The organism is Pantoea sp. EKM20T, assembly GCF_011800485.1.
GTDB classification, from domain to species: domain Bacteria; phylum Pseudomonadota; class Gammaproteobacteria; order Enterobacterales; family Enterobacteriaceae; genus Pantoea; species Pantoea agglomerans.
Window position 1 is genome coordinate 195,565 of the sequence record NZ_JAALFW010000001.1, and the last position, 23,858, is coordinate 219,422.

23 protein-coding genes are annotated in these 23,858 nt (G+C 55.4%); 9 read left to right on the forward strand and 14 right to left on the reverse strand.

Annotation, left to right across the window (positions count from 1 at the left end; genetic code table 11):
* The first annotated feature begins 213 nt into the window (after positions 1–213).
* Both moeA and moeB read left to right on the forward strand, forming a co-directional pair.
* Complete coding sequence (gene moeA / locus HFD94_RS00940; protein WP_167432708.1) at positions 214–1,449, forward strand: molybdopterin molybdotransferase MoeA; 1,236 nt, start codon at positions 214–216, stop codon at positions 1,447–1,449.
* Positions 1,450–2,208 (forward strand): molybdopterin-synthase adenylyltransferase MoeB, encoded by a 759-nt coding sequence (gene moeB / locus HFD94_RS00945; RefSeq protein WP_045140592.1) that lies wholly within the window; start codon positions 1,450–1,452, stop codon positions 2,206–2,208.
* A gap of 90 nt (positions 2,209–2,298) precedes the next feature.
* On the opposite strand, the gene HFD94_RS00950 is transcribed toward moeB, so the two are convergent.
* The 7 genes from HFD94_RS00950 to mntR form a co-directional block, all read right to left on the reverse strand.
* Complete coding sequence (locus HFD94_RS00950) at positions 2,299–3,891, reverse strand: ABC-F family ATPase (RefSeq protein ID WP_010254366.1); 1,593 nt, start codon at positions 3,889–3,891, stop codon at positions 2,299–2,301.
* A 178-nt stretch (positions 3,892–4,069) separates the two neighbouring features.
* Positions 4,070–4,471 carry an H-NS family nucleoid-associated regulatory protein gene (locus HFD94_RS00955; protein WP_003850507.1) on the reverse strand — a complete coding sequence of 134 codons (402 nt, stop codon included), beginning with the start codon at positions 4,469–4,471 and terminating at the stop codon, positions 4,070–4,072.
* An 872-nt stretch (positions 4,472–5,343) separates the two neighbouring features.
* Positions 5,344–6,873, reverse strand: coding sequence for an efflux transporter outer membrane subunit (locus tag HFD94_RS00960; protein WP_010669731.1), 1,530 nt, complete (start codon positions 6,871–6,873; stop codon positions 5,344–5,346).
* A gap of 1 nt (position 6,874) precedes the next feature.
* Positions 6,875–8,443, reverse strand: coding sequence for a DHA2 family efflux MFS transporter permease subunit (locus HFD94_RS00965; RefSeq protein ID WP_167432709.1), 1,569 nt, complete (start codon positions 8,441–8,443; stop codon positions 6,875–6,877).
* Complete coding sequence (locus HFD94_RS00970) at positions 8,440–9,585, reverse strand: HlyD family secretion protein (RefSeq protein ID WP_010254357.1); 1,146 nt, start codon at positions 9,583–9,585, stop codon at positions 8,440–8,442. The genes HFD94_RS00965 and HFD94_RS00970 overlap by 4 nt, the downstream gene beginning before the upstream one ends.
* 150 nt (positions 9,586–9,735) lie before the next feature.
* Positions 9,736–10,845 (reverse strand): SLC13 family permease, encoded by a 1,110-nt coding sequence (locus HFD94_RS00975; RefSeq protein WP_022625975.1) that lies wholly within the window; start codon positions 10,843–10,845, stop codon positions 9,736–9,738.
* Between the two features lie 20 nt (positions 10,846–10,865).
* The gene (mntR, locus tag HFD94_RS00980) at positions 10,866–11,324 is read right to left on the reverse strand and encodes a manganese-binding transcriptional regulator MntR (RefSeq protein WP_010254350.1); all 459 of its coding nucleotides are present in this window, start codon (positions 11,322–11,324) and stop codon (positions 10,866–10,868) included.
* A 253-nt stretch (positions 11,325–11,577) separates the two neighbouring features.
* Here mntR and HFD94_RS00985 point away from each other — a divergent pair, with 253 nt between their 5' ends.
* Positions 11,578–11,769 carry a hypothetical protein gene (locus tag HFD94_RS00985; protein WP_122458979.1) on the forward strand — a complete coding sequence of 64 codons (192 nt, stop codon included), beginning with the start codon at positions 11,578–11,580 and terminating at the stop codon, positions 11,767–11,769.
* Positions 11,770–12,009: 240 nt separating this feature from the next.
* On the opposite strand, the gene ompX is transcribed toward HFD94_RS00985, so the two are convergent.
* Positions 12,010–12,522: an outer membrane protein OmpX gene (gene ompX, locus HFD94_RS00990; protein ID WP_010254344.1), complete on the reverse strand. Its 513-nt coding sequence runs from the start codon at positions 12,520–12,522 to the stop codon at positions 12,010–12,012.
* A gap of 368 nt (positions 12,523–12,890) precedes the next feature.
* Between ompX and rhtA the strand changes: the two genes are divergently transcribed.
* From rhtA to glnQ, 5 genes are all read left to right on the forward strand, one after another.
* Positions 12,891–13,805, forward strand: coding sequence for a threonine/homoserine exporter RhtA (gene rhtA / locus HFD94_RS00995; RefSeq protein WP_010254339.1), 915 nt, complete (start codon positions 12,891–12,893; stop codon positions 13,803–13,805).
* Between the two features lie 326 nt (positions 13,806–14,131).
* Positions 14,132–14,635: a DNA starvation/stationary phase protection protein Dps gene (dps, locus tag HFD94_RS01000; RefSeq protein WP_010254336.1), complete on the forward strand. Its 504-nt coding sequence runs from the start codon at positions 14,132–14,134 to the stop codon at positions 14,633–14,635.
* A gap of 319 nt (positions 14,636–14,954) precedes the next feature.
* Positions 14,955–15,701, forward strand: coding sequence for a glutamine ABC transporter substrate-binding protein GlnH (glnH, locus tag HFD94_RS01005; RefSeq protein ID WP_010254333.1), 747 nt, complete (start codon positions 14,955–14,957; stop codon positions 15,699–15,701).
* 78 nt (positions 15,702–15,779) lie between these two features.
* Positions 15,780–16,439, forward strand: a complete 660-nt coding sequence (gene glnP / locus HFD94_RS01010) for a glutamine ABC transporter permease GlnP (protein ID WP_022625976.1) — start codon at positions 15,780–15,782, stop codon at positions 16,437–16,439.
* Positions 16,436–17,158 (forward strand): glutamine ABC transporter ATP-binding protein GlnQ, encoded by a 723-nt coding sequence (gene glnQ, locus HFD94_RS01015; RefSeq protein ID WP_010254327.1) that lies wholly within the window; start codon positions 16,436–16,438, stop codon positions 17,156–17,158. The genes glnP and glnQ overlap by 4 nt, the downstream gene beginning before the upstream one ends.
* Before the next feature lie 314 nt (positions 17,159–17,472).
* On the opposite strand, the gene rlmF is transcribed toward glnQ, so the two are convergent.
* The gene (gene rlmF, locus HFD94_RS01020) at positions 17,473–18,405 is read right to left on the reverse strand and encodes a 23S rRNA (adenine(1618)-N(6))-methyltransferase RlmF (protein ID WP_122889062.1); all 933 of its coding nucleotides are present in this window, start codon (positions 18,403–18,405) and stop codon (positions 17,473–17,475) included.
* 141 nt (positions 18,406–18,546) lie between these two features.
* Here rlmF and HFD94_RS01025 point away from each other — a divergent pair, with 141 nt between their 5' ends.
* Positions 18,547–19,179: a flavin reductase family protein gene (locus tag HFD94_RS01025; RefSeq protein WP_022625978.1), complete on the forward strand. Its 633-nt coding sequence runs from the start codon at positions 18,547–18,549 to the stop codon at positions 19,177–19,179.
* A gap of 3 nt (positions 19,180–19,182) precedes the next feature.
* On the opposite strand, the gene hutH is transcribed toward HFD94_RS01025, so the two are convergent.
* From hutH to HFD94_RS01050, 5 genes are read right to left on the reverse strand one after another with little or no spacing between them, the layout of a single operon-like run.
* Positions 19,183–20,700, reverse strand: coding sequence for a histidine ammonia-lyase (gene hutH, locus HFD94_RS01030; RefSeq protein ID WP_122889064.1), 1,518 nt, complete (start codon positions 20,698–20,700; stop codon positions 19,183–19,185).
* On the reverse strand, positions 20,697–21,491 hold the full coding sequence (locus tag HFD94_RS01035; RefSeq protein ID WP_122889065.1) for an ABC transporter ATP-binding protein: 795 nt from the start codon (positions 21,489–21,491) through the stop codon (positions 20,697–20,699). The genes hutH and HFD94_RS01035 overlap by 4 nt, the downstream gene beginning before the upstream one ends.
* Positions 21,492–21,493: 2 nt before the next feature.
* Positions 21,494–22,225 carry an ABC transporter permease gene (locus HFD94_RS01040; protein WP_010254311.1) on the reverse strand — a complete coding sequence of 244 codons (732 nt, stop codon included), beginning with the start codon at positions 22,223–22,225 and terminating at the stop codon, positions 21,494–21,496.
* An 8-nt stretch (positions 22,226–22,233) separates the two neighbouring features.
* Positions 22,234–22,953, reverse strand: a complete 720-nt coding sequence (locus tag HFD94_RS01045; protein WP_010254310.1) for an ABC transporter permease — start codon at positions 22,951–22,953, stop codon at positions 22,234–22,236.
* Positions 22,954–22,965: 12 nt separating this feature from the next.
* Positions 22,966–23,814 carry a transporter substrate-binding domain-containing protein gene (locus HFD94_RS01050; RefSeq protein WP_010669726.1) on the reverse strand — a complete coding sequence of 283 codons (849 nt, stop codon included), beginning with the start codon at positions 23,812–23,814 and terminating at the stop codon, positions 22,966–22,968.
* Positions 23,815–23,858 lie beyond the last annotated feature (44 nt).

Genomic DNA, 23,858 nt, shown 5'->3' on the forward strand with positions numbered 1-23,858 from the left:
TAAAATGGTTTTCACCCATTTTTGGTGATTTTTGACTATAGAAAGCCTGCTAAGTGTTGTAAAGCGGAAACTGTTCCTGTGGTTATAACCTTTTCTTACCGCCATATTTCACTTTGGCCACAACAACAGGTAAGTCAGGCCGACACCGATGTGACTCAGCGGCTAATTCCCACCATAATAGGCAGCATCTGAGATAACCAGGCTGGAATATCCATGGAAAGTTTTACTGCAGGCTTAATCTCCCTTGAGGAGGCACAACAAAAAATGCTGTCACAGCTGACGCCCGTCACCGACTCTCTTAGCGTGCCGCTGGCCGAAGCGGTCGGGCGTATCACCGCCAAAGCGGTGACCTCACCGATTGCCGTCCCGCCATTTGATAACTCTGCAATGGATGGCTACGCCGTCAGGCTGGCAGACGCCAGCAGCGGTCAGCCGCTGCCAGTGGCGGGTAAAGCCTTTGCCGGCGCACCGTTTAGCGGTGAGTGGCCGCAGGGCAGCGTGATTCGCATCATGACCGGTGCGCCGGTGCCTGCAGGCTGTGAAGCAGTAGTGATGCAGGAGCAGACCGAAACACAGGGTGATGCGATTATGATCACCGCGCCGGTCCGTCCCGGACAGAACATTCGTCTCATCGGCGATGATATTCAGCCAGGCACCGTGGTGCTGGAAGCGGGAACGCGTCTGGGTGCCGCGGAGCTGCCACTGCTCGCCTCACTGGGTATCGCGCAGGTCAGCGTGCTGCGAAAACTGCGGGTCGCTATCTTCTCCACCGGTGATGAACTCCAGCCGGTAGGCGAGCCGCTGGCCGAAGGCCAGATCTACGACACCAACCGCTTTGCGGTATCACTGATGCTGCATAAGCTGGGTTGCGAAGTCATCGACCTTGGCATCATCAAAGATGACCCGGCCGCACTGCGTGCTGCTTTCACCGAGGCCGATCGGCAGGCGGATGTCGTGATTACTACCGGCGGCGTCTCGGTGGGCGAAGCGGACTTCACCAAAACGATGCTGGAAGAGCTTGGTGCCATCAGCTTCTGGAAGCTGGCGATCAAGCCTGGCAAGCCATTTGCCTTTGGCCGCCTCAACAGCAGCTGGTTCTGCGGCCTGCCAGGTAATCCGGTCTCCGCCGCAGTGACCTTTTATCAGCTCGTTCAGCCGCTGCTTGCCACCCTCACCGGCCAGCGAAAATCAGCATTGCCGCCACGTCAGAAAGTGCGCTGCGCCTCGCGGCTTAAAAAGTCACCAGGCCGGCTCGATTTCCAGCGCGGCATCCTGCGACAGAACGCACAGGGTGAACTGGAGGTGGAAACCACCGGGATGCAGGGTTCGCACGTCTTCAGCTCCTTCGCCCAGGCAAACTGTTTTATTGTGCTGGAACGGGATCGCGGCAACGTTGAACCGGGCGAATGGGTCGAGGTGGAACCGTTCAACGCCCTGCTGGAGGCGTAGATGCTGCCTGAATTAAGCGATGAGGAGATGCTGCGCTACAACCGGCAGATTGTATTGCGCGGCTTTGATTTCGACGGTCAGGAGCGGCTGAAAGCGAGTCACGCGCTGGTCGTGGGGCTGGGCGGACTCGGCTGCGCCGCTGCGCCCTATCTGGCGGCTGCCGGTGTCGGTAGCCTGACGCTGCTCGACTTCGATACCGTATCGCACTCTAACCTGCAACGGCAGATCCTGCATCACGATGCTGATATTGGTCGTGCCAAAGTGGACTCCGCCGCACAAAGCCTGGCCGCCATCAATCCGCACTGTCAGCTGCATCCGGTCAATGGACAGCTGGACGATGCAGCGCTGCTGGCGCTGATCGCCAGGCAGCAGGTGGTGCTTGACTGCACCGACAACGTTGCGGTGCGTGAGCAGCTTAACCGGCTCTGTCGTCAGCAGCGGGTGCCACTGGTCTCCGGCGCCGCGATTCGGATGGAAGGTCAGATCAGCGTATTCAACTGGCAGCCCGGCACACCCTGCTATCGTTGCATCAGCCGCCTGTTTGGGGAACAAACCCTGAGTTGCGTGGAAGCGGGCGTCATGGCTCCGCTGGTTGGCGTGATTGGTGCGATGCAGGCGATGGAAGCGATTAAAGTGCTAACGGCATTTGGCACGCCCGCCACCAGCCGGTTGCTGATGTACGATGCGATGAGCGCGGAGTTCCGCAGCATGAAGGTGGCGCAGGATGCGCACTGTGAAGTGTGTGGTGGTAACGCGTAGCGTCGGCAGGAACGCCTGTGCTCCCTGAAGCCCGTGCTGAACCAACAAACCACCAAAAAAAACGGGGTGGCCTGCGCCACCCCGTTTCAATCAGACGATACCCTGACTCCGCAGGTAATCTTCGTAATTACCGGTGAAGTCCACCACGCGGTCTGCTTTCAGCTCTATCACGCGGGTTGCCAGCGAGCTGACAAATTCACGGTCGTGTGAAACAAACACCAGCGTGCCTTCATACATCTCCAGCGCCATATTGAGCGATTCAATCGACTCCATATCGAGGTGGTTGGTCGGCTCATCCATAATCAGAATGTTCGGTTTTTCCATCATCAGCTTACCGAACAGCATACGACCCTTCTCTCCACCGGAAAGCACTTTGGCCGGCTTCTTAATATCATCCTGCGAAAACAGCAGGCGACCCAGAATACCGCGAATGGTCTGCTCATCATCGCCAGGCTGTTTCCACTGACTCATCCAGTCAAATACCGTCAGGTCATTGGCAAAATCATCGGCGTGATCCTGAGCGTAATAACCAATACGTGCATTCTCTGACCATTTAACGCTGCCGTTATCTGGCGTCAGCTGACCCACCAGCGATTTTAACAGTGTTGATTTACCGATACCGTTGGCACCGATCACCGCCAGCTTCTCACCCACTTCCAGCAGCAGATTTAAATTCTTAAACAGCGGACCGTTATCAAATCCTTTGGTCAAACCTTCCACTTCCAGCGCATTACGGAACAACTTCTTGTCCTGCTCAAAGCGGATAAACGGGTTCTGACGGCTGGAGGCTTTCACTTCATCCAGTTTAATTTTATCCATCTGCTTAGCGCGTGATGTCGCCTGACGCGATTTAGAGGCGTTGGCGCTAAAACGACTGACGAACGATTGTAAGTCAGCAATCTGCGCTTTTTTCTTAGCGTTATCGGATAACAGACGTTCACGCGCCTGGGTCGCCGCGGTCATATATTCGTCATAATTACCGGAATAAACCCGCAGCTCGCCATAATCCAAATCAGCCATGTGCGTACAGACCATATTAAGGAAGTGACGGTCATGCGAAATGATAATCATGGTGCTGTCACGCTCGTTCAGCACCTGCTCCAGCCAGCGAATAGTATCGATGTCCAGGTTGTTCGTCGGTTCGTCGAGTAACAGAATATCAGGATTAGAAAACAGCGCCTGCGCCAGCAGCACACGTAATTTAAAGCCCGGCGCAATTTCGCTCATCGGGCCATAATGCTGCTCAACCGGAATGCCGACGCCGAGTAATAACTCACCGGCACGAGACTCCGCGCTATAGCCGTCCATCTCACCGTAAAGTGCCTCAAGATCGCCGACTTTATACCCCTCTTCTTCGCTCATTTCTGGCAAAGAATAAATACGGTCGCGCTCCTGCTTCACTTCCCATAACTCATGGTGACCCATGATAACGGTGTCCAGCACGCTAAATTGTTCAAAGGCGAACTGATCCTGACGCAACTTACCGATGCGCTCGTTGGGATCGTAAGAAACATTGCCGCCTGAAGGCACCAGATCGCCACCCAAAATCTTCATGAAGGTGGATTTTCCGCTGCCGTTCGCACCGATTAAACCGTAACGATTACCGCCGCCAAATTTAACGGAGATATTTTCGAACAGTGGCTTGCTGCCAAACTGCATGGTGATATTGCTGCTAACTAACACGGCATTGACCTTTGTGAAGAGAATGGATGAAAAAACGGCGGCTATTATGCCAGATGTGACGCAGCGCACGCCAGCGTCAGCCGTGGATTCCTTGCGGGGTGATTGATATCCCGGCAGAAATAAAAAAGCCGGAAGGCCATGATGGCCCCCCGGCTCCCACTTACAAGGATTGTGTCGATCAATCGATCAGGAAACTGTCCAGGCTTTTACCGGAATCCAGCGCTTTTTTAATCGCTGCCGGGGTACGGCCCTGGCCAGTCCAGGATTTCTGCTCACCATTTTCGTCGGTGTAAGAATATTTAGCCGGACGCGGCGCACGCTTGGTACGTTTTTTTCCGCTTTCCAGTGCACCTAATAATTCATTAGGATCGATGCCGTCAGCCAGTAGCATTTCGCGATATTTAGAAAGCTTTTCTTCTTTTTCACGATTCTGCGTCTCTTCCGCTTCTGCTTCTTCACGGCGCTCAGTAACAACAACCGTTAATTTTTCCAGGATCTCTTCAAGATCGGTCAGTGGCAGTTCACGAGCCTGGGCACGTAATGTGCGAATATTGTTCAGTACCTTAAATGCGTCACTCATCACAATGTCCTTGATTAAGGGGGGTTAATAAAACTGTAGCGCCAAGACTACCTAATTCAAATAAAAAAATAAATTATTTTTACGCTACAGATAATTCCTAAGTATTAATTCGGGCAAAACAGAGCTATTAAAATCGGGCGTGCCTGACCTTTTATTAACGCTGAATTAACAACGAATGGCACTTTTACTCAGGAGTTGAAAACGATTTCAGGCAGATTATCCCGGCAGAAGGCAGTTAACGCTATCTACTAAATGCGGGCCATGCAGCCTCATTATTTACGCTTACGGGCCGGAGATAACAGATTAAAAATGTGCCTGCCCGTGACCCCAGTCACACCAGCTTACAGATTATGCTTAAAAAGCCACCCCCGGCACCGTTAAATAGCGCAAAAGAATTAACGCTCTGGTGGCTTTTTTAATTATGCCCTTTGCCACCTGTTAACCATTTTTGCCGCTGCGATTTATAGTAGAGTCGGATTATTCGCATATCGCTTAGCTGCGCAATAACAGTTCCGCCCGGTTCAGGCTGACTGAATAGCCTCACGCGCCCCCACTCGTTCAGTCGTAAGTTGCCTTAAAAAAACGTCAAAGAAATAAACTGAGAAAGGTGACAGAGCTCAAAAACCTGAATCCGGAAAGTGCCAGCAACATAAAAATAATTGCTCGCCGGAGGCGCTGATAATAACCCTGCGATTACCACTGCTTTATTTTCTGCTGGCTGCACCCGTTACAGTGATGCTGACAAGCTTTCTTTTTTCAATGAGTTAGATCATGGGGAACAACATGGAAAGACAGCCAGCATCGGTTTTAACGCTGCCGGAGGAGAGAAAAAGCGGTAACTGCGCAGAGACAGCTACCGCCGGATGACCAGACTAATTCGCCTGCGTGGCCGGGCCAAATACCGGATATTGCGGCATATCCACGTTCTGGTAAGTCTCCCAGCCGCCGCCCAGCGCTTTATAGAGCGCCACTAAATCGAGTGCACTCTGCATCCGCGCCTGTGTCGCCTGCTCCTCTGCCTGAGCCAGCTGACGCTGCGCATCCAGCACCTCCAGGAAGGTCGAGAGCCCCTGGCGATAACTGTCGCTGGCGAGATCAAAGGCGCGCTGAAGCGCACCGGTTGTCTCATCCAGCGCGGTGACCCGCTGCTGATCGGCGCGATAGCTGACCAGCGCATTCTCCACATCCTGCAACGCCGTCAGCACCGTCTGGCGATAATCCAGCGCGGCACTGGCCTGCTGTGCCCGCGCTAACTTCACGCTCGACACCAGCTGTCCGCCCTGGAAAATCGGAATCGATAACGACGGGCCATAACTGTAGAAATGGCTGCTCCAGTTATCCAGATAACTGACATCGGTGTTGCGCACGCCCAGCTGGCCGGTCAGTGACAGGCTCGGGAAAAGCTGCGCGACAGAAACCCCAATCTCAGCGGTTTGTGCATGCAGCGTCGCTTCAGCCTGACGAATATCAGGACGACGACGTGCCAGCGTAGAAGGAATGCCTACCGGGACAAACTGTGGCAGCGGGGGTAACGCTTTTGGCGTACTGAGTTCAGCATCCAGCGCCCCCGGTGTCTTGCCGAGCAGCACCGCTAACCCATTCATCGCCTGCCGTGCCTGCGACTGATACTGCGGCAGCTGCGCCTGCAGCGTGCTGAGCTGGGCACGCGCATTTTCCACATCGGTCAGCGGGGCCAGGCCATTACGCTGCTGGCTTTGGGTCAGCTCGGTCGTCTGCTGCGCCACCTCAATCTGCTGTTGCAGCGTCTGAATCGTGCTCTGCGCGCCACGCAGCTGCAGCCAGGCTCGCGCCACTTCGGCCTCCAGTGAGACCAGCGCATCGTTGCGCTGTTCTATCGCTGCCTGCTGCTGGGCATTAGCTGCCTCAACCTGACGGCGCACTTTGCCCCACAGGTCCAGCTCCCAGCTGGCATCGAAGCTGCCCTGGTAGAGGGTAACCGGCTGGGTCAATCCATTGAGCTGGCTGGCCACATTGCTGTCGAGCTGATCGGTTGCGCCATTGGATTTAAGCAAGCCTTCCAGCCCGAGCTGCTGACGCGTCACTTTGGCTGAACCGCCCAGGGTGGGGAACAGACTGCCCTGCGCCTGCGTCAGCTGTTCACGTGCCCCGGCAATGCGCAGCACCGTCTGCTGCAGGCTCAGGTTGCCCGCAATCGCCCGCTCAATCAGACTGTCGAGCTGCGGATCATTGAAGCTGCGCCACCAGCGTGAATTAATCGCGGCGTTTTGTGGCTTTGACGCCTCCTGCGAATCCAGGGTGTTGTAGCCACCCGGCACGGCAGGTTTCGGCGCCTGATAGTCAGGTCCGACGGCGCAACCCGCCAGCCCGAGGGCCAGCAGTAAACTCAGGGGTTTCAGGCGATGAGAGTAAAAAACCTTCATGTTAGTGTGCTCCTGCACTGCCTTCGCTCTTAATCGGCGACAGCAGCCAACAAAATGGAATCAAAATCAGGGCGACAATACTCAGGCCTGAGAAGACATCGATGTAAGCGAGGATACGCGACTGCGCAATCATCTCCTGATAGAGCTGACCGGTTGCCAGCGTGACGGGATCGCCCACCGCCGAGGTTAAGTCGCGTATCGCCTGCGCCCAGTGCTGAAGCGTAATGTTGAACGGCTCATTCAGCGGCGTCATGTTATGCACCATGTGCGCTGACCGCACCTGTTCGCGCTCGGTAATGGCAGCGGTCGAGAGTGAAATCCCAATCGATCCGGCCACGTTACGGAACATGGTAAACAGCGCCGAGGCGTCAGCATTAAGCCGCTGCGGAATGGTGACAAAGGCGATAGTCGTCAGCGGGACAAACAGGAAACCCAGCCCGATTGACTGTGCGCTGCGCATCAACACCAAAGTGGTGAAATCAACGTTGGGCGTTAAGGTGGCGGAGTAGAGAAACGCCACGGCCAGACAGCTAAAGCCAAAGGCAATGATGTAGCGCGTCTGAACGATTGGCATCAGTTTCAGCACCAGCGGTATGGTCAGCACAATCAGCACCGCGCCAGGCGATAAAACCAGACCTGACCAGGTGGCGGTGTACCCCAGATCCTGCTGCGCCAGCTGTGGCAGCACTACGGAGCTGCCATACAGAATCATCGCCATCCCCGCCATCAACAGCCCGGCGACCCAGAAGTTGCGGTCTTTCATCACCAGAATATCGACCACTGGCTTACGGGCATACATCAGCCAGTAGATGGCACCGACGATGCCAATCAAGGCCAGAATGGCGAACAGCACGATAAAGTGCGAGGCAAACCAGTCCTCATCCTCTCCGCGATCCAGCATCACCTGCAGACAAGCCAGTCCTAAGGTAATCAGGCTGATGCCGATATAGTCGATCTTCAGCTTACCTTTGGCCCATTTACGCTCCCACGGTGGATCTTCCAGCAGCTGATAGATCGCCAGTACGGTAAGCACGCCGACCGGAATGTTGATAAAGAACACCCAGCGCCAGCTGTAGTTGTCGGTAATCCAGCCACCTAATGTCGGGCCAATCACCGGCGCGACAATAATGGCAATGGAGGAGAGCCCAAATGCCTTGCCGCGATCTTCCGCCTTGAAGTAGTCCAGCAGCACAGACTGCTGAACCGGCTGCAATCCGCCACCAAAAAAGCCCTGCAGCACGCGGAACAGAATGATTTGCCACAGTTCGGTAGCGATGCCGCACAGGAAGGAGCAGATGGTAAACATCACGATGCAGATCAGGAAAAACTGTTTACGGCCAAACAGTCGGCTGAAGAACGCAGAGATAGGCAGCACAATGCCGTTCGCCACCAGATAGGAGGTCAGCACCCAGGTTGACTCATCGTAACTGGAGGAGAGCGAACCGGCGATATGCGGCAGCGCCACGTTAACAATGGTGGTGTCGAGGATCTCCATAAACACCGCCAGCGTGACCGTGATCGCCACTAACCACGGATTACTGGCGGGTTTCCAGCTCTGCGCCGTACTCATTCCACCGTTACCTTCGGTTCAACAGAGAGACCCAGCGGCAGAGGATGGTTCGGATCAAGGCCCTTGTCGATGACGATTTTCACCGGCACGCGCTGAACGATTTTCACATAGTTACCGGTGGCGTTTTCTGACGGGAAAGTCGAGAAGCGAGAACCAGAGCCCATCTGAATACTGTCAACATGCCCTTCCAGCTTCATATCCGGCCAGGCATCGACGCTGATTTCAACTTTGTCGCCAGGATTCATGTGTTGCAGCTGAGACTCTTTGAAGTTAGCGGTGACCCAGATCTCAGGCGAGACCAGCGAAAACAGCGACGATCCCGCCTGCACCAGTGTGCCCAGCTGAACGTTACGCTTGGTGACAAACCCGTCATAGGGCGCGCGAACCTGGGTATAGGAGAGATTAAGATCGGCCGTGCTTAACTGCGCCTTCGCCTGCTCAACCTGTTGCTGACGCGCTTCAACATTGGTCTCCTGCTGGCGAATCTGCAGAGCAACCTGTGACGCCACTTCAACCTGTGCTTTCGCGCTTTGTAACTGCGCCTGCGCCGAACGTAACTGCGCGGACGCGCTGTCGATATTACGCTGACTGGTCGCACGCGGATCGACGCCGCGCTGGCGACGATAATCCGCCTGCGCATTAAGCAGATTCGCTTCGGCTTTCGCCTGATCCGCCAGCGCCTGATCGCGCTGTGCCGGATACTGTACCTTTGACAGCGCCAGTTGAGCCTGCGCCTGATGCAGCTGTGCGACAGCTAAACCGAGCTGCGCATTAGCCTGCTCACGCTGGGCACGATTGTCGCTGGGATCGATCTCCACCAGCAGATCGCCCTTCTTCACCCGCTGGTTATCTTTCACCAGCAGCTTCACGACATAGCCGGAGGCTTTAGGCGCAATGGTAACGGCATCGCCTTCGGTAAAGGCGTCGTCGGTGGTTTCAATATTGCGGGTAGTGAACCAGAACCAGAAGCCGACAATCAGCATAATAACCACCACTACCGCCAGAATAATCAGCGGCTTTTTACCGGGGCGTTTACGCTCAGGCTGCTGGTCGTTGTCCTGATTTTCCTCTGACTGACGGTTTTTATCCGTCGCATTTTCTGCGTCCTGCTGGTGTGGATCGCGTTGGTTATTCTCGCTCATAGTTCCCATCACTGGCTAAGGCCCTAATTCCCGGGCATAAAGGTCATGTTAACCTTATATCGGAAACTGACAAAATCCAGCGCAACTTTACGAAACTTGAGAAATGGCGCACATCCTGCCACCTGTGGCGGGTAGCAGGATGCGTCGGGCCTAATTAAGCAGCCGCAACAGCAGCCAGCCGCTGGCCATCGACCAGGCAAGCAGAGGGAGAGAAAAGAGATGGAAATGCCACCAGACGGCCCGATCTTTCGCCATACGCAGGGCAATAAGGTTAGCGAGCGAACCCGGCAGCAGGCCGAATCCGCCAATATTGACCGCCCAGGCCAGCACATCGCCAGGCGGGACTTTTTGCAGCAGCAGAATCGTCGCCGGAACGTTGCTGATCACCTGTGACAGACCAATCGCCAGCAGGTAGAGCTGCCCCTGACCGAAATGAGAAACCGCATCAAAGTGAGCCTGCATCACCGGCAGACGCGTCATCAGGAAGACGTCAATAAACATGGCGATAAACACCGCCAGCAGGCTCCAGTCGATGCGCAGCAGCACCGGACGCGCCATCACCAGGAACGTGGCAAGAATCAGCAGCAGGACCCAACCGGTGATTTCCAGCTCCAGTCCGGCGATAAACAGCAGGTATAGCACCACGCTGACAATAAACAGCGGCTTCTGCCACTGCGGCTGTTCCGGGTTGTCATGCTTATCAATCGAGCGCTTTGAAAAGCTGAACCAGGTTAATACCATCAGGCTAAGCAGCAGCCAGGCGGCCAGCGGCAGCATCTGCACAATAAACGCGACAACGCTTAGTTTGCCGTGGCTCCACAGCAGAATGTTTTGCGGGTTGCCGACCGGCGTCAGCAGGGATCCGGCGTTGACCGCCAGCGCTTCGAAGATGATCAGTCGCGAGATAGGTAAGTGAGAGAACTTTCGCAGCGTCAGCGTCAGCGGCACCAGAATAAACAGCGCCACATCATTGGTCAGAAACGTAGAGAGCAACGCGGCAGCCAGCACCATAAACAGCGCCAGCGCACGTTCGTGCCGGAAACGCGCAATCAGTCGTCCCCCCAGCACGTCAAAATAGCCACTGGTTTCCAGCCCTTTGGTCAGGATCAACAATCCGGTGAGCGTAATAATGGTATGCCAGTCTACGGCACCGGGCAGATCGGCCCAGCGAAAATCCGCCAGAAATGCCAGAACTACACCAATCACGATTAATAAATGCAAAACAGAGTCATGCAAAAAAGATCGAAGCAGTTGAGGCATGATGAAGGTACGCCTTAGCGTTAGCGGGTTTCGGAGAATTTCTTAAATACGGCCAGCGTTTCATCACTGACGTGATGCTCAATTCCTTCTGAATCACGTCGGGCAGTTTCGGGACTGATGCCTAACGCCAGCAGAAAACTTTCAACAATGTGATGACGGGCGCGGCTCTCCTCTGCCAGTTTCTCCCCTTCACCGGTCAGGAAGACACCGCGGTAAGGCACCTGTTCAACCAGCCCGGCACTGCCAAGCCGCTTCAGCATTTTCGCTACGGTAGGTTGTGAAACGCCCAAGCGGGCCGCCATATCAACCTGACGCGCTTCGCCAAATTCACCAATCAAATCAGAGATTAACTCAACGTAGTCATCAATTAATTCCCGACGATGCGCTTCACGCACCTGCCGAAAACCTTCGACATGCTCTTCAATATCTTTCAGTGGTCCTTTTGGCGCAGAAACCACGCTTTTAGCACGACGACTCATTCAGCTTCCTCATTATTTTTTCCCGTACTGTCACTGCTGTACGGATTTAGCTGCGCTCATTGTAAACCAGCCGCAAAGAAGCTCAAATTTTTCGTCATTAGCCTTGGCTAAAGGATATAGCCAGTGCTATATTTGACGATAATGTAAGCAGCAAAAGAGCGATCCCTGGTGATCCTCTGTTGCTCCGGTGATGATGACGCCTCTCACCGCAGGCTGCTGACTACCGCGTCGACAATGATTGGGAGGTGATTCTATGAGCACCCTGAAATGTTGCTTAGATTGCAGTAAATGCTTCCAGGCTGAGAAGAAAACAACCACGGAGATGAAATCCTGGCTGTGCCTGCTGACGCGTTCACCGTTCACACTGCGTCTGATGTTGCTGGAAAAACTGCTGGGCCATAAGTCTGACGATCGTCGCTGTGAGAATCTCATCTGGCGCGGCTAATCCTGATTCTATGCCTTTCAGCCGCTGGCTGAGAGGCGCACTCTCCCTTTCTGCTCTCTCTTTTTCCTGTTTCCCCATCGAATCAATATGACCTGCGGCTTCAACCAGCATGGCTGCTGATCGGCTACAGCGATCCGGAAAAGTCGGGAAACGTGCAGATACGAGAGAAGGGTGAGTAAATCAGCACAATAAAAAACGGCCCACAAGGGGCCGCTTTTTTGCAGGTCAGCTAAGCTAAACTTAGAAGCTGTAACCTACGCCAGCAATCCAGGTGCCAACGTCAACGTTACGGATACGGCTCTGCTCGTAACCAACGTCAACTGCGAAGTCCTGAACTGGGTTAAACTGCAGACCTGCGCCGTAAGAGAAACCTACGTCGCTTGAATCAGTTTTATCGCGTGATGAAGTATCGTTCTGCTGGAATTTACCGTAGCCGATACCCACAACACCGTAGATGCTTGCCCAGTCGTTCAGACGGAAAGCAGGACCACCGGTCACACCGTAGTACTGGCCTTTGTTATAAATGCCAGAATCGGTGTTATCTTTTTCTGTGTAGGTGAATGAACCGATCCAACCCAGTGGGTTAGAACCGTCTTCGTAGCGGTATTTCAGGTTGAAGCCGTTAGCTTTGTTAGCTACGCCCTGATAGTCGCTCTGAGCATAGCCACCAGTTACGGTGCTCTGTGCCATTGCTGAACCTGCAGATACTGCCAGTACACAGGCTAATGCTGAAAGACATGCAATTTTTTTCATAACCACCTCAAATGTGAAAATACTTCTCTCCTGACAACGCTGAAAATATAACAAAAAATAGCGAGAAACTCTGCCCGGATTTTGTTGTCTAACAGAATGTTTGGTGTAACAGGAAGTTAATGCGACAACCTATGTCATTCATTTTTCTTATAAAATCCGTCATCTTTCTGCAATAATCATTTTGTGCTCATTTCGTTCTTTAAGTTAAATCCTAAAAAAACCTGACATTTCTTTACCTAAATGGCCCTGATTCTGGCCAAAAATCGCTCAGTTGAGAGAAATTTAAAACCCCATTCCGTGATTTTTTGCCTGCTATTTCCTTTACACTGGCTGACTCATTACGTTGATGACCAGGAAAAGTACACAGGATGTCTGCCTCTCCCGCTTCTAAAAACCTTGCCCCGATAGTGATGCCGATTGCCGTGCTGCTGATTGCGATGCTGTCGCTTCAGGGCGGTGCTTCGCTGGCGAAAAGCCTGTTTCCTGCCGTTGGCGCTACCGGCATCACCGCGCTGCGTCTGGGCTTTGGCACCCTGATACTCTGTATTATCTTCAAACCCTGGCGTTTACGCTTTAGCCGGGAACAACGTCTGCCACTCCTGATGTATGGACTGGCGCTGGGCACAATGAATTTCACGTTCTATCTGGCGATTCGTACCGTGCCGCTGGGTGTGGCGGTGGGACTGGAATTTACCGGCCCACTGGCGCTGGCGCTATTCGGATCGCGACGGCCACTGGATTTTGTCTGGGTGCTGCTGGCCGTGATTGGTCTGTGGTTCCTGCTGCCTTTTGGCACAGGCATGACTGCGATTGATCCGCTGGGCGCTGCGCTGGCAGTGAGTGCAGGCGCCTGCTGGGCGATCTATATCCTGGCGGGACAGCGGGCAGGCGCAGAACATGGCCCGGCGACAGTGGCTATCGGGTCGCTGATTGCCTCAGTGATTTTTGTACCGCTGGGGCTGACGTTCGCAGAAAGTGGCATCTGGACATGGGCCGTTATGCCGATCGCGTTGCTGGTTGCCCTGCTCTCCAGCGCCATCCCCTATTCGCTGGAGATGATCGCCCTCACCCGCTTACCGGCGCGCATCTTCGGCACGCTGATGAGTCTGGAACCCGCCATGGCTGCCTTTTCCGGCATGCTGTTTCTGGGGGAAACCCTGACCGGACTTCAGTGGCTGGCGCTGCTGGCGATCATCATCGCCTCGGCAGGTTCAACGCTGACCATGCGGCCGAAAAAGAGTCAGTTAAACAGCGTTGAATTATCAGACGATATCCAAAAATAAACGCTATCCGCCCCGCCTGCAGGCGGGGCTAAATAATAATCATGCTCATCATGAGAATTATTCCTAATCTTCGCTCCTTCCTGAGTTGCCTATTTTGAAACAGACACTTACCAGTTATTTACATAATAGAATAACAACATGATTTAAATAGCTATTTATTTGGTTTTATATTTTAACATGGCATTAACCTTCTTAGCCCAGCTCTGCTCTGACTAAAGACGCACGCTATTTCATCCATCGACAAAGTCGTTTCTGCAAAGCTGAAAAGCGCTGCTATACTTATCCGGTACTTGATTAGGACAACCATCAAAGAGAGGACTGAAACGATGAGTACCGCTAAATTGGTTAAAACTAAATCTTCTGACCTGATTTATACCCGCAATGATGTGGCCGAAGACGATAAAAAAGCCACCATCGCGGTGTTAAACCGTCTGGTAGTCGAGTTTATTGACCTGTCATTGATCACTAAGCAGGCGCACTGGAACATGCGCGGTGCTAATTTTATCGGTGTGCATGAGATGCTGGACGGCTTCCGCACCGCGATTACCGATCATCAGGATACTATTGCCGAGCGTGTGGTTCAGCTGGGTGGCGTGGCACTGGGCACCACGCAGGTCGTTAACGATACGACTCCGCTGAAGAGCTATCCGCTGAATATTCACAGCGTTCAGGATCATCTGAAAGCGCTGGCAGACCGTTACAGCGTTGTCGCGAATGACACCCGTAAAGCGATCACTGAAGTAAAAGACGAAGATACCGCTGATATCTTTACTGCGGCATCACGTGACCTTGATAAATTCCTGTGGTTTATCGAAGCGAACATCGAATAAGACTCAATGCAGTCTGTCAGGCGGGGAAACCCGCCTTTTTTACGTCTGTGTTACCGCATTTTTATGACCCTGTTAACAGTTCTTCCCTCCTCCGCTTCACAGCCTTAACATCTGAGGCACACTACCGCTTGCACCAAAACAGCCACCTGCACCAAAACTGAGCACCAAAATAGTGCAATGGCAGAATTAACTGCAAAATCGTGTCAGCTATGTTATTTAACTCTCTGATTTCGCGGATTTTGCAAAGTTGGCATAATTCTTTCATATGACAAGCCGCAAACGCAGGCCCTGCCGCCTGGTAGTAAAAAAAGGAAAAATGATGAAGTCACTGTTAAAAGTTTCTGTGGCCGCGCTGGCGCTGGCCTTCTCTCTCTCTTCCACTGCAGCAGACAAAAAGCTGGTCGTCGCCACGGATACCGCCTTTGTTCCGTTTGAATTTAAACAGGGTGATAAATATGTCGGCTTCGATGTGGATCTGTGGGATGCCATTGCGAAAGAGCTGAAGCTCGATTACACCCTGAAGCCAATGGACTTCAGCGGCATTATCCCTGCACTGCAAACGCGCAATGTCGATCTGGCACTGGCGGGTATCACCATTACCGAGGAACGTAAAAAAGCGATTGAGTTCTCTGACGGCTATTACAAAAGCGGTCTGCAGGTGATGGTGCGTAACAATGAAAACGACATCAAAGGCATCAGCGATCTGAACGGTAAAGTGGTCGCAGTGAAAAGCGGCACCGGCTCCGTGGAATACGCGAAAGCCAACATCAAATCCAAAGATCTGCGTCAGTTCCCGAATATCGACAGCGCCTATATGGAGCTGGGCACTAACCGTGCGGACGCCGTGCTGCATGACACGCCAAACATCCTTTACTTCATCCATACCGCCGGTAAAGGCCGCTTTAAAGCGGTAGGCGATTCAATTGAAGCGCAGCAGTATGGTATCGCCTTCCCGAAAGGCAGCGACGATTTACGTGAAAAAGTAAACGGCGCACTGAAAACCCTGAAAGAGAACGGCACCTACAACACGCTCTATAAAAAATGGTTTGGCACCGAACCTAAATAATAATTTGCCCGTTATCTGATTTCAGCAGGGGAACTTTTTCCCTGCTTTTTTCCATCGCAACATATCTGGAGTGACACCATGGAGTTTGACTGGAGCGTCATCTGGCCCGCCATGCCAGCGCTGCTTGAAGGCGCTAAACTGACCTTAATTATCTCAATTATTGGACTGGTTGGCGGCCTCTTCATCGGCCTGGTAGCGGGCTTTGCCCGCGCTTACGGTGGCTGGATCACCAATAACATCGCACTGGTGTTTATCGAAATCATTCGCGGCACCCCTATCGTGGTGCAGGTGATGTTTATCTATTTTGCTTTGCCGATGGCGTTCCCCGACCTGCGCATTGATCCCTTCAGCGCGGCGGTGGTGACCATCATGATTAACTCCGGCGCTTACATTGCCGAGATTACCCGTGGTGCCGTGCTGTCGATCAACAAGGGCTTCCGCGAAGCCGGACTGGCGCTTGGCCTGTCGAGCCGCGAGACGCTGCGCTACGTGATTATGCCGCTGGCACTGCGCCGCATGCTGCCACCGCTGGGCAACCAGTGGATTGTCAGCATCAAAGATACTTCGCTGTTTATCGTTATTGGTGTGGCTGAACTGACCCGTCAGGGTCAGGAGATTATTGCCGGTAACTTCCGCGCGCTGGAAATCTGGAGCGCCGTCGCGATTATCTATCTGGTTATTACGCTGGTGTTGAGCTTTGTGCTGCGCCGCATTGAGAAAAGGGTGAAAATCCTGTGATTGAATTTAAAGATGTCTCCAAACATTTTGGCCAGACCCAGGTGCTGCACAATATCGACCTGAAGATTAACCAGGGCGAAGTGGTGGTGATTATCGGCCCATCCGGTTCCGGTAAATCAACCCTGCTGCGCTGTATTAACAAGCTGGAAGAGATCACCAGTGGCGAACTGATTGTCGATGGCCTGCGCGTCAATGATCCGAAAGTCGATGACCGCCTGATTCGTCAGGAAGCGGGCATGGTGTTTCAGCAGTTTCATCTGTTCCCACAGATGAGTGCGCTGGATAACGTCGCCTTTGGTCCTATCCGTGTGCGCGGTGCCAGCAAAGAGGCGGCACGCCAGCTGGCGCGTGAGTTGCTGGGCAAAGTGGGCCTCGCCGAGCGCGCGCACCACTTTCCGTCTGAGCTTTCCGGCGGTCAGCAGCAGCGCGTGGCGATTGCCCGTGCACTGGCAGTTAAGCCGAAAATGATGCTGTTTGATGAGCCAACCTCAGCGCTCGACCCGGAACTGCGTCACGAAGTGCTGAAGGTGATGCAGGATCTGGCCGAAGAAGGCATGACGATGGTGATTGTGACGCACGAAGTGGGCTTCGCACAGAAGGTGGCTTCACGGCTGATCTTTATCGATAAAGGCCGGATTGCGGAAGATGGCGATCCCGACAGCCTGATCAGCAACCCACCCAGCGAGCGTCTGCGCGAATTCCTGCAGCACGTCTCCTGATCAAAATGGGCCGCTAAGCGGCCCGTTAAAACTGATGACAATCCAAACCAGGGTAAATCTGGCAGCAACGAATAAACCCGAAGCACAGGGAACCCGGTCAGAAGAGGAAAGCGTCCCGCGCCAGGGACGGCGCGGGCCGAGCGTGTCATGGATGACAGCCTTTGCGTCTTTCCGATCTGACCGGGTTCCCTGTGCCAGCTCGGTCTTACCTCCACCGAGTCGGGCGTTGTCAACAATCAAAACGGGCCGCATCGCGGCCCGTTCTATTTTACTCTTCGCCCACAGATACACCTGTTACCATGTAAAGCGACACCTCAGTTCCCCAGGCGACTCAGCAGTTTAGTGCGCTGGGCGGCAGGCATAAAACTCCACGCCAGGAAGCGACTCTGCTTCTGACCCTGCGCCATATTAACCATCCGCATCTCCGCCACGTCGAGCGCCTGCAGCTGTTTTTCCAGCGCCGGTAAGTTCTCTTTGCGCGACACCAGCGAGGTAAACCAGCCGATCTGACGACCAAACGCCACGCTCTCGGCGATCATCTTGCCGATAAAACCTTTTTCGCCCCCGGGATACCACAGCTCATTGTGCTGGCCGCCAAAGTTGAGCGGCGCACTCTTATCCAGTCCGAGATTGCGGACCTTACGCTGCGATCCCGATACCGCCTCTTCCGCCGAGGCGTGGAATGGCGGGTTACACATCACTGCACTGAAAAATTCAGTTTTACTGACCACACCAGCCAGCACTGCATCGCTGTTTTTCTGACGACGCAGACGGATCTGGCGCGTCAGGCGCGGATTGGCCGCAACAATGCGGTTAGCGGCTTTGATGGCGGCTTCATCGACTTCGGTGCCGGTAAAGCGCCAGCCATATTCTGCCGCGCCAATCAGCGGATAGATGCAGTTTGCACCGCAGCCGACATCCAGAACGTCCGCCGTCGGAATCACGCCGTTGTTATCCAGCGCCAGCAGATCGGCAAGGTAGTGCAGATAATCGGCGCGTCCCGGCACGGGCGGGCAGAGTGAGCCGGGAGCCAGCTGCCAGTCGATGTCGTAAAATAGTTTGATCAGCGCCTGGTTCAGCAGCATCACCGCCTCCGGGTCCGCGAAATCCACGGACTGCACGCCATACCCATTGGGCCGGACTTTGGCTTTCAGCGGCGGATGGGCAGCGGTTAACGCGGCAAAATCGTATTCGCCCTGATGGCGATTGCGGGCGTGGAAGGGCGACGTGCTGGCTGACTTTTTCATACGTTCTCTCAATTATTCAGGCGCGCGTACAATACGCTGTAGGCGGCGGAAAATAAACCCGCACCATCCGCTTACCTCTTTCCGATTCCGTCGGGCGATGCTGTCGGGCTAAGATAAATAAAATTCCCTGCTGGAGAAGTTATGACCCGGAAACGCTATTCCTATCAACCCCGTGCTGGTCACGGTCTGCCGCACGATCCGCTGAACGCCATTATCGGGCCGCGCCCGATCGGCTGGATTAGCTCAGTGAGCAGCAGCGGCCAGCACAATCTGGCACCTTACAGCTTCTTTAACTGTTTCAACTATCATCCACCGATTATCGGTTTCGCCAGTAGTGGCTGGAAAGACAGCGTGAGAAATATTGCTGAGACCAAAGAGTTTGTCTGGAACCTGGCGACCCGTCCGCTGGCGGAAGCGATGAACGAAAGTTCCGCCTCGCTGCCTGCCGATCAGGATGAGTTCGCCTTTGCCGGTTTAACGCCGCTGGCGGCTTCACAGGTCAGCGCCAGTCTGGTGGCAGAGAGCCCGGTCAACTTCGAGTGCCGCCTGACGCAACTGATTCAGCTGCAGGATGCCAGCGGCAATCTGATCGACAGCTGGCTGGTGCTGGGTGAAGCGGTGGCGATTCACATCGATGAATCGCTGCTGGAAGAGGGCATTTATCAGACCGCTAAAGCCGAGCCGATTCTGCGCGCGGGCGGCCCCAGCGCCTATTACGGCATCAGCGAAGCGCAACGTTTTGATTTAGTCCGTCCGGACGCGCGCCGCAGGTAATCCTCACCCCACAAGCGCATCGGCCCGGTGCGCTTTAATCTGAGCTACCGCGCGGGCGATGTCGGGTGCCAGCCAGCGATCCTGCTGCCAGCGCTCAACAACCTGCCGCAAATGCTGCCAGGCGCGCCGCGTGCCTGCTGCCAGCTGTGACTCACCGTGAAACTCCAGCGCCTGCGCCGCCAGCAGATACTCAATCGCGATAATGTGATCAACATTGCTGACCAGTTTCAGCAGCTTCAGCGCCGAGCCGGTGCCAAGGCTCAGATGATCCTCCTGTAATCCTGAAGTGACATAGTTATCAAGCACCGCAGGCTGCGCCAGCTGACGGTTCTCCGCGCAGAGTGACGCCGCCACGTACTGCGCAATCATCATGCCGGAATTGACGCCCGGCTCGGCCACCAGAAACGGCGGCAGGCCGCTGACCAGCGGATTCACCAGCCGATCAAGCCGCCGCTCGGCGATGCTGCCCAGCTCCGCCATCGCAATCGCCAGCAGGTCGCAGGCCATTGCCACCGACTCGCCATGCGGATTGGACTGTGACACCACGCGCCAGGCCTGCGGCGTCCCCAGTACCAGCGGATTGTCGGTACAGGCGTTGAGTTCGGTCTCCACCTGACGAACAGCGTGACTAAACTGATCGCGACAGGCGCCGTGCACCTGCGGCATCGAGCGCAGACTGAGTGCATCCTGAGTCCGGATGCCAACGCTGGCTTTCAGCAGCGGGCTGTCACTCAGCAACTGGCGCAGTCGTTCGCCGCTGCGCTGAATCCCCGGGCTGGCCTTCAGCGCCAGTACCTCAGGGTCAAACGCCACCATCTGACCGCGCAGCGCCTCAAAGCTCATCGCACCGGTAACGTCTGCCCAGTCCAGCAGCCGTTCGGCATCGTCCAGCGCCAGACAGGCTAAGCCGGTCATGCAGGGCGTGCCGTTGACCAGGCTCAGCCCCTCTTTGGCACCAGGCCGGTAAGGGGCTAATCCCGCCTGGGCCAGCGCCTGCTGCGCGGGCATGATTTCACCCTGCCACTCCACCTCGCCGATGCCAATCAGCGCCAGGCCGATATGCGCCATGTGGGTCAGATACCCCACCGATCCCTGCGACGGTACCTGTGGCGTAATCTGCAGGTTTAGCAGCGCCAGTAGCTGTTGCACCAGCGCCACTGAAACACCCGATTTGCCGTGACTGTAGTTCGCAATCGCAGCGCACAGAATGGCGCGGACCTCGGGTTTTGCCAGCACCGGCCCGACGCCACAGGCATGACTCAGCAGGGTATTGCGCGACAGCTGGCTCAGCTCATCTTCAGACAGGGTAATGTTGCACAACGCCCCCAGCCCGGTATTGATGCCGTAAGCCACCTGCCCCGCCGCCACGATATTACCGACGATTTCACGGCTCTGCGCAATGCGCTGCCAGGCACTATCGCTCAGCGTCAGGGTGGCGCCGTGCCGGGCGACCTGCACCAGCGCCTGCCATTTCAGCGGGCCATCGCCCCAGACCAGCGTCTGACGTATTACGTCGCTCATACCGCCGGCTCCACCTGATGATGACTGGAGATAAACTGCTTAAAGCGCGCCGATCCCGCCTCGCCGAACATCGCTTCTGGCGTGCCCTGACAATCAATAGTGCCCTGATGCATAAACACCACCCGGTTAGAGACGTTGCGGGCAAAACCCATTTCATGGGTCACCACCAGCATAGTGCGGCCCTCTTCCGCCAGGCTGCGCATGACCTTCAGCACCTCGCCTACCAGTTCCGGATCGAGTGCCGAAGTTGGCTCATCAAACAGCATCACCTCCGGGTCCATTGCCAGCGCCCGGGCGATCGCCACCCGCTGCTGCTGACCGCCTGAAAGCTGGGCGGGATAGAAATCTTTGCGATTCAGCAGACCGACCCGATCCAGCAGCTGTTCCGCCTGGGCAATACAGGCTTTTTTATCGCGCTTGAGGACGTAGTGCGGCCCTTCAATGACATTTTGCAGCACCGTCAGGTGAGACCAGAGGTTAAAGCTCTGAAACACCATGCCGAGCCGGGAGCGCAGCCGCTCAATCTGACGCGGATTAGCCGCCAGCTGGTGTCCCCGGGCATGGCGCTTCATCTCAATGGTTTCACCGCCCACGCTGACCACGCCCGCGTCAGGCGTCTCAAGGAGATTAATGCAGCGCAGCAGCGTACTTTTGCCCGAGCCGCTGGCACCGAGTATTGAGATAACATCGCCCTGGTGCGCCTGCAGCGAGATGCCTTTCAGCACCTCCATGGCGCCAAAGGATTTATGGATATCGCTGGCCGACAGCGTGACGGGTGGCAGTTCAGACATGTTTATTTTCCTCCAGGAATCGGCTTAGCGGCCGGTAACGGCTTTTTTTCCGGTTTATGAACAGGCGTCAGACGCCGCTCCAGCAGGGCATAGAGTTGCACAATGATGAAGTTGAGGATCAGGTAGATTGCCGCCGCACAGAGAAACACCTCCATGGTGCGGTAAGTACGCTGGATAATCTGCTGCGCCACCCCGGTGACATCCCAGACCGTGACCAGACTGGCCAGCGCGGTCGACTTCACCAGCAGAATCGCCTCGGTGGAGTAAGCGGGCAGCGCATAACGCAGCATCACCGGCGCGATAATGCGCCGCAGCAGCAGCCCGCGCGACATGCCGCACGCCATCCCCGCCTCCACCTGACCGGGCGGCACAGCCAGCAGCGCGCCGCGCAGGATCTCCGCGGTGTAGGCGGCGGTGCAGAGCGACAGCGCCAGCACCGCACAGGTAAAGGGCTCACGCAGAAACGGCCAGAAGAGACTGTGCCGGATCACACCAAACTGCCCCAGACCGTAGTAGATCAGGAACAGCTGGATCATCAGCGGCGAGCCGCGAAACACCAGAATGTAGCCACGGGCAAAAGCACTCAGCAGACGCCAGCGGCTCATGCGCAGCGCCAGAATACCCACCGCCAGCACGCCACCGCACAGAAAGGCGCTGATAAACAGGCCCAGCGTAACCGGCAACGCGGCGCTGAGTTTCAGGAAGGTGTCAGTGAGGAACGCGAAATCGATCATAAGTCTCCTTAATGCTGTGCAGCGGTGCGGCTTTGCCAGGCGCGACCCAGACGGGATTCAGCCCTCAGAAAGGCGCGGTTCGACAGCAGCGTCAGCAGCAGATAACAGGCACCGCCCACCAGATAAAAGGAGAAGTAATCACGGGTGGAGCCGGCCGCAATCTGGCTGGCCCGCATTAGCTCGACAATGCCGGTCACTGACACCAGCGCCGAGTCTTTCAGGCTCATCTGCCAGACGTTTGACAGGCCGGGCAGCGCATAGCGCGCTACCTGCGGCAGCAGGATGCGTTGCCGGATGCGCCAGCGCGGCATACCAATAGCGACAGCGGCTTCAATCTCCCCTTTCGCCAGGGCCAGCCGTGCGGCACGATAGACTTCCGCCTGGTAAGAGCCGGAGATAAGCCCGATGGCCAGCGCCCCGATCAGAAACGGCGGCGCTTCGATAAACCCGTCCGCGCCAAACAGTTGTCCGATCTGCGTGATCAATCCCGATCCGCCGAAGTAGAACAGGTAGATCACCAGCAGCTCAGGGATGCCACGAAAGATCACCGAGTAGCCTTCCCCTGCCCAGCGCACCGCGCGGTGCGGGGATAACTTTGCAGCGGCAACGCCCGATCCCACTACCGCACCGACCAGCAGCGCGGCAAATGAGAGCAGCAACGTCGTCAGCGTGGCACTCAGAATCAACCGTCCCCAGCCCTCCGGGCCAAAACTCAGCAGGCTTATCATCAGTTACCTCACTCAGGGTGTGACGTCAGTTTTGAACCACTTCTCGCTCAGCTTTTTCACTGTGCCATCGGCCAGCGCGGCTTTGATCGCCTGATCCAGCCGGGCTTTCAGATCGTTGTCTGCCATGCGCACGCCCATCGCCTCGCCCTCACCCCAGATTGGGCCGCCCAGCTGCGGACCGCTAAAGCTGAGGTTACGGTTATCCGGTCGCGCCAGCATCGACTGCGCAAAGGTCACATCGTCAAACACCGCGTCAATACGCCCCGCCTGCAAATCGAGGATCGCATCGGCTGAGCTGGTGTATTCACGGACATCCGCCACCTCTTTGAAGTACTTGTCGATAAACGGCGTGTAGACGGTGCCGGAGGCGATACCGATGGTTTTGCCCTTCAGCGCCGCTTTAAGGGGTGCAATGGCAGGCTCCACGGTTTTCTCATCGTCGGTGAGTTTGATGATCTTACTGTCGGCAGGCAGCAACGACCCTTTCACCGTGATGAAGGTGGCGGGCGTAGAGGCGTAGGGCACGGTGAAATTGATCACTTTCTTGCGCTCGGGGGTAATCACAATTGCATCCATGATCACATCATATTTTCCGGCATTCAGACCGGCGATCATTCCATCCCAGTTCTGCACCACCAGCTTGCACTGTATTGCCATACGCTGGCAGAGATCGGCCATCAGCTCCGGTTCAAAACCGCCCAGTTTGCCGCCTGGCAGGGTGAGGTTCCAGGGTTCATAACTGCCTTCGGTGGCAATGGTGATCGACTTCCACTCTTTGGCCTGGGCGCTGACGCCACAGAGCAGCAGGCTGGAAACCAGCGTAGTGAGACATAAACGACGAAGAGTCAGAGGGTGCGTCATACGGTTCTCCTGAAAGTAGCGGTCTGGTGATCGCCCTGACGAGA

Coding starts and splice junctions, on each gene's coding strand:
- mntR (WP_010254350.1), bottom strand. CDS start 11,324: ATGAGTCGTCGTGCTAAAAGCGTGGTTTCTGCGCCAAAAGGACCACTG.
- HFD94_RS01035 (WP_122889065.1), bottom strand. CDS start 21,491: ATGTCTGAACTGCCACCCGTCACGCTGTCGGCCAGCGATATCCATAAA.
- HFD94_RS00985 (WP_122458979.1), top strand. CDS start 11,578: ATGAGCACCCTGAAATGTTGCTTAGATTGCAGTAAATGCTTCCAGGCT.
- HFD94_RS01045 (WP_010254310.1), bottom strand. CDS start 22,953: ATGATAAGCCTGCTGAGTTTTGGCCCGGAGGGCTGGGGACGGTTGATT.
- glnH (WP_010254333.1), top strand. CDS start 14,955: ATGAAGTCACTGTTAAAAGTTTCTGTGGCCGCGCTGGCGCTGGCCTTC.
- moeB (WP_045140592.1), top strand. CDS start 1,450: ATGCTGCCTGAATTAAGCGATGAGGAGATGCTGCGCTACAACCGGCAG.
- HFD94_RS01025 (WP_022625978.1), top strand. CDS start 18,547: ATGACCCGGAAACGCTATTCCTATCAACCCCGTGCTGGTCACGGTCTG.
- rlmF (WP_122889062.1), bottom strand. CDS start 18,405: ATGAAAAAGTCAGCCAGCACGTCGCCCTTCCACGCCCGCAATCGCCAT.
- HFD94_RS01050 (WP_010669726.1), bottom strand. CDS start 23,814: ATGACGCACCCTCTGACTCTTCGTCGTTTATGTCTCACTACGCTGGTT.
- ompX (WP_010254344.1), bottom strand. CDS start 12,522: ATGAAAAAAATTGCATGTCTTTCAGCATTAGCCTGTGTACTGGCAGTA.
- glnP (WP_022625976.1), top strand. CDS start 15,780: ATGGAGTTTGACTGGAGCGTCATCTGGCCCGCCATGCCAGCGCTGCTT.
- HFD94_RS00960 (WP_010669731.1), bottom strand. CDS start 6,873: ATGAAGGTTTTTTACTCTCATCGCCTGAAACCCCTGAGTTTACTGCTG.
- moeA (WP_167432708.1), top strand. CDS start 214: ATGGAAAGTTTTACTGCAGGCTTAATCTCCCTTGAGGAGGCACAACAA.
- HFD94_RS00970 (WP_010254357.1), bottom strand. CDS start 9,585: ATGAGCGAGAATAACCAACGCGATCCACACCAGCAGGACGCAGAAAAT.
- hutH (WP_122889064.1), bottom strand. CDS start 20,700: ATGAGCGACGTAATACGTCAGACGCTGGTCTGGGGCGATGGCCCGCTG.
- dps (WP_010254336.1), top strand. CDS start 14,132: ATGAGTACCGCTAAATTGGTTAAAACTAAATCTTCTGACCTGATTTAT.
- HFD94_RS01040 (WP_010254311.1), bottom strand. CDS start 22,225: ATGATCGATTTCGCGTTCCTCACTGACACCTTCCTGAAACTCAGCGCC.
- HFD94_RS00965 (WP_167432709.1), bottom strand. CDS start 8,443: ATGAGTACGGCGCAGAGCTGGAAACCCGCCAGTAATCCGTGGTTAGTG.
- rhtA (WP_010254339.1), top strand. CDS start 12,891: ATGTCTGCCTCTCCCGCTTCTAAAAACCTTGCCCCGATAGTGATGCCG.
- HFD94_RS00975 (WP_022625975.1), bottom strand. CDS start 10,845: ATGCCTCAACTGCTTCGATCTTTTTTGCATGACTCTGTTTTGCATTTA.
- HFD94_RS00955 (WP_003850507.1), bottom strand. CDS start 4,471: ATGAGTGACGCATTTAAGGTACTGAACAATATTCGCACATTACGTGCC.